This window comes from Geitlerinema sp. PCC 9228 (genome assembly GCF_001870905.1).
Taxonomy (GTDB): Bacteria; Cyanobacteriota; Cyanobacteriia; order Cyanobacteriales; family PCC-9228; genus PCC-9228.
The window spans coordinates 1-10,299 of record NZ_LNDC01000096.1; the positions used below are offsets into that span (position 1 = coordinate 1).

Below are 10,299 nucleotides of genomic sequence, written 5' to 3' on the forward strand. Positions count from 1 at the left end.
GCCAATGTAAAGGCGGTTGTTGGTGGAGGTGACCCACTCACAGAACCGTTCCCACAGATTCGCGTTTTGGCGTTGCTGTAGGGTGGTAGTCATAAATGCCTATGATTGCTGAACAATTATTCAATTATCTAGGTACGAATAAAGACCGCCAGGTTTCCTGCGCGGCTTATTTTTAATATTAACGAGGATTTCATGTTTTGTAAACCCCTTTTAAGAAAATTCTGGAAAATTCACCAAAGTTGGCGATTGTCGCGGCGTTCAAGTGAATGGGAACCAGGGCGGCAAAAAAGACGAAAATATTGGATGGTTGCCGATAGGGTATGTTGGACGTAGTCGATGCGTACTTCGGTGGCGCGACGGTTGAATTTTTGGATGGATTTTCTGGCATCGTCAGAATGATGGGTACTGGATAAAGGGGCAATGGCGCGGGGAATCCCACCGGCAAACGGACCTTCGCGAATTTGCGATCGCTGTAAAAATACCATACCAGCACGAATTGCTGCCTCCATCAGTTCCCCCATGGCGCTTTCTGGTAAAAAAGACCAGGCAGCTAGCAATCCTTCCAAACGGGTTGCCGTTGGTGTGGTTCTACCGCTTGCATTGAGAGAAGTGGAAACGTCGCGCATCAATCCCCAATCTTCGATGACCTGTTGTTCCGGTAGATGGCGGAGAATCTGCTGGCAAATTTGTCGGGCATGGTTTGTTAAGAGATTTGAAGAACCCGATCGCTGCTCTTCTGTGGTTAGGGAAAATAATTTTTCAGTAGCCAAAAGCGCCCAGTGGTCCGCAGGAACTTGCTTTTTCCCTTGACGACTCCTAGCTAGATAGGTCAGCGAATCCAGCGCCGCTTGCAACCAAACCTCTTGCGGGTCTTGTTGGTAAAGTTCCAAAAGTCCCAAAGCTGCTTCGCCTGGGTAGTACAAAGATTGCCAATCGTCGCGAATGCCTCCCTGGGAAGGTACGTATTTGGCAGCAAAGCCACCGTCTTCTTTTTGCATGTAGGTGAGAAATTGCCCCAACTGTTGCAGTTTGGCGATAGATATCCACTCTGGTTGCATTCTCTGAATTTGCGCCAGCGCCACCAAACCCAATCCCGTACCGCCAAGTTTTGCCTGTGGTGGTCGATCGCTGCCGTTGATATCAGGATCGGACCACACTGCCAGTATATCTGGTGCTTCTGGCAAAGGCGCGATCGCGTTTTCCACAAGAAATTCTCCAGCGCGTTGGATGGCGGCTGGCGTATCCCGGTGGGGAAATAGCTGCTGGTAGCTGCATAGGGCATAGATGGTGCCAGCATGTCGCAATATATTGTATTTGGGTTTAATTTTAATTTTCGGATTGGTATTGCGGCGATAGACAAACTGACCGTTGCTTTGGATGTTTGCCAGCAAATAGTTGGCAGCTAGGTCAATGGTTAATTGGGTGGTTTCGGCGCTATACATGTCAGTCTCGATCGCTTCGGGTTCGTGCTAGCATGGTCGATATTCGTTCGTACACTCAGCAGCAGGGTGCAGGAATTGTTTCGATCGCAACGAGATTGATTATAGTTCAATGACCCATCCAGTTCGATTGGCTATCCTCGGCGCTGGGCGTTGGGGAACCCATTTGGTACGCAATTTTTTAGCCCACCCGCAAGTCCAACTCGTAGCCGTTGTAGACCGCCAACCGGCGCGTTTGGACCAATTGCGGGAAAAATTTCCTCTCCCTGACGATTTGCTGCTTACCACCGATTGGGCAGCGGTGAATGCTGCTGGGGATGCTGTAGCGATCGCCACCCCAGCCTCGACCCACTACAATTTGGTTAAGGAAGCCCTCGAAGCCGACTTACACGTGTTGGTGGAAAAACCGCTCACTTTAGAACCAGAAACCAGCCGCCAACTGTGCCAACTAGCCAGCGATCGCGGTTGCTACCTTATGGTCGATCATACCTATCTTTTCCATCCCGCCGTCCAAAAAGGAAAACAAATCGTACAATCGGGGACATTAGGCGATTGGCGCTACGGGTATTCAGCGCGCACCCATTTAGGACCCGTTCGCCAGGATGTGGATGCTCTGTGGGATTTGGCTATTCACGACCTGGTGATTTTTAATACTTGGTTGGGAGAAAAACCATCTCGGGTACAAGCGCAAGGAAAAAATTGGTTGCCTGCCAACGGTGGTTCTCCCCAATCAGATTTGGTTTGGGTAACGCTTACCTACCCCAGCGGGGTGACGGTTTGGATTCACTTGTGTTGGTTCAATCCCGACAAACAGAGGCGTTTGTGTCTTTTGGGCAGTCGCGGTACGCTGATTTTTAACGAAATGTTGCCGCAAACCCCTCTAACGATCCAACGCGGCTATGTAGAAGCAACCTCTGAGGGCTGGCAGCCAGCCGGTCAGCAACAGGAAGTTATAGACGTGCCCTCGGCGGAACCGTTAAAACAAGTATGCGATCGCTTTATTGCCGGGGTTCGCGGCGAAACTGGTGGAACCATATCCACCGGTTGGCTGGGAATGGAGTTGGTGGAAACCCTGACTGCTTTAACGGCTTCCTTAAAACAACAAGGCAAGGAGATGGGGATAGATGCTTGCTCCCATACCGGTTAGGCGGAAATGACTTTGGGCTGACTGCCGTTGAGGCTGGTCATACTTGCCTGTTTGCCTTTTTCTTGCAATAGTTGGTTTTCGCACCAAGCCAACCCCTGACCCAAATCCTCAAAGATTCTGGGAGGACTGGTTTTGCTGTCTTGGAAAACGCCTTGTGCCACCAGTTTGTCTTCCACGGATTTATTTAAACCAGTAAATACTAATTCTATTTGTTTGTTAACAGCCATTTGACGAATTTTTTGGAAATTCAAAGCCGCAGAAGAATCAATGCCTTGCACTTGCTGCAAATCCAAAATCAGAAATTGTAAAGAAGGTTGTTGGGGATCGAGCAAGCGATCGCGAACTTGGTCTAGAAATTGGTTGGCCGTAGCAAAGAAAACGAAGCCTTGCAACTGGACAATACCAACTTTTTCGCCTTGAACCTGCAACCACTGCCGGTTTTGGGGGGTACGGGTTAAATGGCTGGGATAGCTAGCAGCCGAGGTAATTTGGGCAACCACATCGATTTGGCTGTAGCGAATGGCAAAGGCGACCAACGCCATGGCAAATCCGGCGAGAATTCCTTCTAAAAAGCCCACGGCATTGGTAAGTACACCAATGGCAACGACAGTAAAATAATCCACACGTTCCAAAGTAGACCAGCTTTGATAAATCCACTGGACCAGCAAAGTTAGTGCCAAATAAAACAGCAAGCCGCCAATTACCGGTTTCGGTAAATAAGCTAAAAACTGCGCTCCCACCATCAACACCGCCAAACAAGTAATACCATTGATAATGCCAGTTAACCGATGGCTGGCACCAATTTTATGGGCTAGCAACGTACTGGGAAGCGCCTGATTGCCTGCCATGCCGCTGCCCAAACCAGAAGCCAAATTGGACAGTCCCACAGATTCTAACTCGCGGTTGAGGTCGAGATTTTGCTCGACAATGAGTTCGATGCCATTTTTGGTTAGTAGCAACGAAAGCAACGTCACCAAAGCCAAGGTGATTAGATTGCCTGCCTGCCCAGCAATAGCTTGCCAGTGAATGTGGGTAAAATCTTCCCCTTGCAAGGGATGCCAAAGTCCGCCAGCGGGAAATGGACCCAGCAACCAGCCTTGCGATCGCGCCGCTTCCACCGGCAAATCCAAAACACCCAGAACCAGATAAAATACCACCGTACTTCCCAGCAGTATCCCCGGCATCACCAGATAGTGCTTGTAGCGACGGGTAACCAGATACAGGAAAATGCCCAAACCCAAACCCGGCAACCAATGCCAAACCACCGAGGTTTGGAAAACCACATCTAGGGTTTGCCAAGTGAGGTCGGAGTCGGTCGCTACTTGAATGGCACCGCGGATCAACAACCAACCCGTTCCTGCCATAAACCCGCCAACCACGGGATAGGGAACCACCTGTAGCCAAGACCCCAGACGCAGCCTGCCCAGGCAAAACAGCAAAACTCCCGTCACCAGAGAACCAATGGCGATCGCGGCTAGAACGGTCAGGAAAACGTCCATCGGCGGCGTAGAAGCCGGCAAAGCAGCAGCCAATTCCGCCGCCATGACCGCCAAAACCGCTGTGGGGGCAGCCAGAGGCGTAGCAATGGTACCGCCAAAACTGCTGGTGAGGGAAGCAACAATAGCGATAACCGCCGTACTAAAAATCGCCATGCCAATACCAAGTCCCAAATGGGCAGATAAAGGACCGGAAAAAATCAGTGCTGCGTAAGAAATCGCCCGAATCACGCCGATAATGCCCGTTACGGTACCAGCCGTGAAACTGGGGAGCAATTGTTCGGACTGTAGGAAGTCCGGAACCTCGGAAATTGGGGATTTAAACGGGATTTTAAAGGGGGGTTTGAGAGGAAATGGTTGGGTCATGTTATCGGTATGGACGCCTTTGCGATCTACCTTGGCACTGGTCTGAGACCATCGCCAGGCAACCAATTAAGACACCATACCGATGTTTTTTCCCACAAAATGATACAAACGATACAAAAACAACCATTTTAGAGAAAAATTTAGGAATCGATTGACGCCGCATGCTGGCGATACCAGTCAATAGTATTTTTCAACCCCTGTTTGAAGTCCACTTGAGCCACAAAGCCAAATTTTTCTTTCGCCCTTTGTACGTCCAAACAGCGGCGGGGTTGCCCGTTGGGTTTGCTGGTATCCCAGACAATTTCCCCTTGAAAATCCATTAAATCGCAGATGAGTTCTGCCAAATCGCGGATGGAAATTTCGTATCCCGTTCCCAAGTTCACCGGTTCCGGTTCGTTGTATTTTTGCGTCGCGATCGCAATGCCCCGTGCTGCATCGCTAGAATATAAAAATTCCCGCGTCGGCGAACCATCGCCCCAAACCGTAATTTGGCGATCGCCATTTTTCTGGGCTTCGTGGACTTTGCGAATCAAAGCCGGGATCACATGGGAACTGGCGGGGTTGAAATTATCCTCCGGTCCGTATAAATTCACCGGTAGCAGGTAAATACCGTTCAATCCATACTGGTCGCGATAGGCTTGCAGTTGTACCAGCAAAGCTTTCTTGGCGATGCCGTAGGGAGCATTGGTTTCTTCGGGATAGCCATTCCACAGGTCATCTTCGTGGAAAGGAACCGGAGTAAACTTGGGATAGGCACAGATAGTCCCCACGCACACAAACTTACTTACCCCCGCCTCGTAAGCCGCGTGAATTAATTGCGTTCCCATCATCAGGTTGTCGTAAAACAGCTCTGCCGGTTTGTCCCGGTTCAAGCCAATGCCGCCCACGTGAGCCGCCAAATGCACCACCACATCGCGATCGCTGACTGCCCGGCGACAAGCCGCCATCTCCCGCAAATCGCAATCGCGCGATCGCGGCGTAGAAATATTTTCCCGCCGGGCACCAGCGTGTACCAACCGATCCACCACTTGACGCCCGAGAAAACCAGCGCCCCCAGTGACCAGAATGCGTTTGTCTTCTAATGCCAACACTGCCATAATGTCGTTCCCCCAACAGCCGCAATATAGATGGAAATCGTCGCAACAGTTTTAATCGAAATAACTACTCAGTTCCTGGCGAATCAGTGCTCGATCGATGACATTTTCCTTGGCCGGTCCGTGGGGCGAAGAAAGTCCCAAACTGGCCAAATCTGCTTCCACCATCAGCGCCACCAATTCCTTAAAGGAAACGCTTGGTTCCCAACCTAAATTCTCGCGTGCCTTGCTGCAATCGCCAATGAGCAAGTCCACTTCCGCCGGACGCAGGTAGCGCGGGTCAAATTCTACGTAATCTTGCCAGTTTAAATTCACATGCCCAAAGGCCAACTCCAGAAACTCCCGGACCGAGTGGGTTTCTCCCGTAGCAATCACGTAGTCATCAGGTTCGTCTTGCTGCAGCATCAGCCACATGGCTTTCACGTAATCTTTGGCATATCCCCAGTCCCGTTTGGCGTCTAGGTTGCCCATGTAGAGCTTGCTCTGCTGTCCAGCCACAATGCGCGCCACCGCCCGGGTAATTTTGCGGGTAACAAAAGTTTCGCCGCGGCGGGGGGAGTTGTGAATCCATCCCCGACCCACCCCCGCGTGGAAAGTTCCCGATGCCGTTGCCAAGTCAAACAGCCAGCCGTTGTAGCGAACCGGTTGGGCAGTGGTCACCAGAGCTGGGTTGCTGTCATTGTCCGAACCGTGTAACTGGTAGGAGAGGGTATCGGCTGCCATCACCGTCTCAATCGCCAGGTGTTGGTGTAGCGTGGTGCAAACGAGCCAATACAATCCCGCAGCGAGGGCAGCGGAAGCCGTTTGGCAACTGGGGAGCGTTTCCTCCTGGCTGAGATTTTCCTGGGCGTAGAACCCTTCCAAAAAGGCCAATCGTTCCGCAGCGCCAGCGTTGAGCACCCGTTTGGGAACCCGTACGTCTCCAGTTTGCGCGTACAGGGAAGCATACAAATAGCGACCGTAGGCAGCACCGCCAGTGAGTTGCCAGGACGGTTCTGAGCCTGATGTTACCATTTCCCCGCCAGTCAGTTTGCGCCAGGAAGCCGCCAAGCGATCGCCGTGCCAGCGCTCTCCAGCATCAACCACGGTTACCGTGCCATCCCGAGAGACCGTCCCAGTAGCCGTCAGAACCCCCAACAACCAAGCTTCGGTTGCCGTCAGGTCCATTTGGATGTGGGCAGGGGGCAAATCAATGAGTGCCAAAGATTCCCCAGGGCGGACTTGGGCAGTAGGTTTTTCCCGAACAGTTTCCCCTTCCTGGGTGAAAACCACGTGGTCGCTGGTGGTGTGGTATACCGAACCACCGGTGGCGATGCGATGTACCTGCTTTTGGTTGGGCTGGGAAGAGCCGTTGTGGGTAGCACTCATGCAAGTAACATCGGTCCACCCCCGGGCATCCCACACCTGCAGCGACTGGGAGGGAGACACATCGGTGGTGTAGCGTTGGATCCCATTTGGGTCGCGATCGCGCTGGTGGGGGACAAGATCGGCAATGGGAACAATATCCACAATTCCGTCTTGGCGAACAATTACCGGCGTTTCGCCAGTGACACACTCGTGATTGAACAAAATTCCGTTGCAGGCAAACAAATCATAGGATTCCCGGTAGTTAACCGTTTGCCAGTGAGCGTAAACCTTAGCGCAAGAATAGGGACTGCGCGGGTAAAAAGGTGTGGTTTCCTTTTGGGGAATCTCCTGCACCTTCCCGAACATTTCCGAGGAACCCGCTTGATAGTAACGAACCTGGATGCCCGTGCGATATTGGTAATCGCGAATCGCCTCCAACAAGCGCAGGGTGCCCATCGCTACTGTATCTACCGTATATTCAGGAGAATCAAAACTCACCCGCACGTGGGATTGCGCTCCCAAATTGTAGATTTCTACTGGTTGTACGGCTTCTAAAATCCGCCGCAGGGTAGTACCATCCGTTAAATCTCCATAGTGGAGAAACAACCGCACACCTTCGCGGTGGGGGTCTTCGTAAATGTGGTCGATGCGATCGGTATTAAATGTAGAAGTACGTCGAATGATCCCGTGAACTTCATACCCTTTTTCTAGAAGCAGTTCGCTGAGATAAGAACCATCTTGACCGGTAATCCCGGTAATTAGGGCACGTTTGCGTTCCGTCATGCTTATTGTTCCTTACTGCGATCGATAATATGGTTTTGGTGGACATTTTCGGGGCGCGCGTACGGGGTACGGGCTACCAACCGCAAAGAAAGACTGAATGGGAATTTCAAACCCAATCGAACGGTTTTGCTGGCCCGATGGGATTGAAAAACACGATTGCCATAGTTGGGTTTTCCTTCCAAAGCCGAAAAGCTAGCACCCCAAATCAAGCTTGCCGAACGAAGGTTGCTTTATATCTTCTCTCTTTTAGCCTTAATTATCGCTTGCTGCCAACCCCTTCGCGATCGCAATGTGGCGCTTGGATGTGGCTAGGTCGTTGGCTACCGAAGGAGAGGGGAGGTCTGGGAAAACTTTCCAGCCAACTGGTTGTTTTTTCCAACCACCCATCCCCTTGCGCCTTCAGGACATTTCCCCAGCCGCGCTAGTAAGCACCGTTATTTTTGGGAAAAATCACGATACCAATGGTTTTGACCACAATCCACAGGTCCATGAACAAGTTGTAGCATTTGACGTAGTAAACATCCATTTGCACGCGCCGTTCGTAAGGGATATCGTTGCGACCAGATACTTGCCACAAACCAGTGATACCGGGACGAATGCTGAGGACTTTGGGCATGTGACGGCCGTATTTGGGCAGTTCTTCCACCACCAAAGGACGGGGTCCAACCACGCTCATATCGCCTTTCAGCACGTTCCAAAATTGAGGAAACTCATCCAAACTGGTCATGCGCAAAAATTTGCCAATCCAAGTAATGCGCGGGTCGTTTTTTAATTTAAAATTATCCTCAAATTCGGCTCGCAAGTGGGGTTCGCGCGCAATCATTTCCGCCAGTACGTCGTCAGCGTTTTGTACCATGGTGCGGAATTTGATGCAGCGAAATTTCCGGTAATTTTTGCCTACCCGTTCTTGGACATAAAAAATGGGTCCTGGGGAACTGACGGCGATTAAGAATCCCAAAATTAGATAGACCGGGGAAAATAAAATTAAAACCGCCAGCGAAAAGGTAATATCAAACAATCGCTTGCCGGTAGCCGCGTTGAGGAATTTGGCAGCAGCAATGGCGGCCATTAAGGGGGGGATAGAAAACCAGCGGGGACGTATGTTTCCCTTCAACAGGTTCCGAAATGGGAGACCACCTCGCGTATCGAGCCATTTCCGCTGGCGTTGAGCGACGTCGAAACGCCGTTCGATGTATTGGCTATTAGCAGTCATGTTACTCCTTCCGTTCACACCACACACAGCCCAGATCGTAAACCAGATTTGGTTAGCGATCGCGAGCAATTCACCGTTTAGACGAGGGTAGACCTGATTCTGAGCTGGTCGAAGCACTTGTACCGAGCGCAGCCGAGGGAGCGGATTCTTCTAAACAGCGTCTGACAAACGCCACGTATTTCTCTTGAAAGATTGTAGGCGTAAATCGTTCCGCTTGCGAACGTGCCATTTCTGGACTTAGCCTACTTTTATACCATTCAAACGCCTCTACTGCCTCGATAATGGCTTCTTCTGACTGCTGGTGAAAAAATAAACCCGTTCCTGAGGTGGCATGTTCCCGAATGTCTCGTACAGTTTCTAATGCTCCGCCAAAACCATAGGCAATGACGGGGGTGCCACAGGCTTGTGCCTCTACCAAAGCCATACCGAAGTCCTCGCAAGCTGCATACACAAAAGCTTTGGCTTTGCCCATATACTCTTGAACCACCGCATCGGGTTGTTTGCCCAAAATTTGTACGTTCTTGCCAGCCAAAGCCTGCAAGCGTGGCAAATCGGGACCAGTACCAATCACCACTAAAGGTTTTCCCAGGCGATTAAAGGCATTGACAATTAACGATACCTTTTTGTAGCTCACCAGTCGGGAAACCGTTAGATAAAAATCTTCCTTTTCCGCAACCAGGGGAAAACGCTCTATTTGAACGGGAGGATGAATCACCTCGGCTTGGCGGCGATAGCAGCGCCAGATGCGTCTGGCGGTATGTTGGGAGTTGGCAATAAAATAATCCACTCGATTGGCAGATACCGCATCCCACACCCGCAACCGATGCAGCAAGTACCGCACCAACCATCCCAGTACTCCACCTTTCCACTTGCCTTGGAGATAATCAAAAGTTAACTCCCAAGCGTAGCGCATGGGGGTATGGCAGTAGCAGATGTGGGTTTGATGGGGGGTGGTCAGTACGCTTTTGGCAACGGCGTGGGAAGAGGATAAAATTACGTCGTACTGGCGCAAATCCAATTGTTCGATGGCAAGGGGCAACAACGGCAAATACTTTTGCACCCCGTAACGCGCTTTGGGAAAATGCTGCAAAAAGGTGGTGCCAATTTGACGTTGAAACAGATAACTGTTGGGATTTTGGGACTCAAAATCGATTAATGCGTACACATCTGCCTCGAAGTGCCGCAAAATTTCCCTTACCACCAGTTCGGAACCGCCAGTGGCTTCCGGGGTTAGCCATTCGTGAACCAGGGCATATTTTCGTTGCACGCTCTTATCTTACCAAAACCGGAACTCATTTCTTCGATCGAGGAATCGTTCCCCATCGTACACCGTCACTGACCCCGCGCTAAAGCGACGGGGCTTGGGAACAGCCAGGTTCCCGTAGTAGTGGCTAGACCAAGAGCCGATAGTAGT

General features: G+C 51.0%; 8 protein-coding genes and 1 pseudogene. 1 reads left to right on the forward strand and 8 read right to left on the reverse strand.

What is annotated here, in order from left to right; translation table 11 throughout:
* Positions 1-230 precede the first annotated feature (230 nt).
* Entirely contained in the window at positions 231-1,442 is a 1,212-nt protein-coding gene (locus AS151_RS08940) for a hypothetical protein (protein ID WP_071516704.1), read from the reverse strand.
* Positions 1,443-1,551: 109 nt separating this feature from the next.
* Between AS151_RS08940 and AS151_RS08945 the strand changes: the two genes are divergently transcribed.
* Entirely contained in the window at positions 1,552-2,586 is a 1,035-nt protein-coding gene (locus tag AS151_RS08945; RefSeq protein WP_071516705.1) for a Gfo/Idh/MocA family oxidoreductase, read from the forward strand.
* Here AS151_RS08945 and AS151_RS08950 read toward each other — a convergent pair.
* The 7 genes and pseudogenes from AS151_RS08950 to AS151_RS08975 form a co-directional block, all read right to left on the reverse strand.
* Positions 2,583-4,514: a SulP family inorganic anion transporter gene (locus AS151_RS08950; RefSeq protein ID WP_244532957.1), complete on the reverse strand. Its 1,932-nt coding sequence runs from the start codon at positions 4,512-4,514 to the stop codon at positions 2,583-2,585. The genes AS151_RS08945 and AS151_RS08950 overlap by 4 nt on opposite strands.
* A 74-nt stretch (positions 4,515-4,588) precedes the next feature.
* A complete protein-coding gene (locus tag AS151_RS08955) occupies positions 4,589-5,545 on the reverse strand; it encodes a GDP-L-fucose synthase (protein ID WP_071516706.1) in 957 nt (318 codons plus the stop codon).
* A 51-nt stretch (positions 5,546-5,596) separates the two neighbouring features.
* Positions 5,597-6,910 (reverse strand): GDP-mannose 4,6-dehydratase, encoded by a 1,314-nt coding sequence (locus AS151_RS23225; RefSeq protein WP_343327426.1) that lies wholly within the window; start codon positions 6,908-6,910, stop codon positions 5,597-5,599.
* 186 nt (positions 6,911-7,096) lie between these two features.
* Positions 7,097-7,672: pseudogene (locus AS151_RS22790) on the reverse strand (GDP-mannose 4,6-dehydratase); the annotation flags it as partial.
* A 252-nt stretch (positions 7,673-7,924) separates the two neighbouring features.
* Positions 7,925-8,059 (reverse strand): hypothetical protein, encoded by a 135-nt coding sequence (locus AS151_RS23070; RefSeq protein ID WP_275527982.1) that lies wholly within the window; start codon positions 8,057-8,059, stop codon positions 7,925-7,927.
* 34 nt (positions 8,060-8,093) lie between these two features.
* A complete protein-coding gene (locus tag AS151_RS08970; protein WP_084639474.1) occupies positions 8,094-8,741 on the reverse strand; it encodes a sugar transferase in 648 nt (215 codons plus the stop codon).
* A 214-nt stretch (positions 8,742-8,955) separates the two neighbouring features.
* Complete coding sequence (locus AS151_RS08975; RefSeq protein WP_084639475.1) at positions 8,956-10,152, reverse strand: glycosyltransferase; 1,197 nt, start codon at positions 10,150-10,152, stop codon at positions 8,956-8,958.
* Positions 10,153-10,299 lie beyond the last annotated feature (147 nt).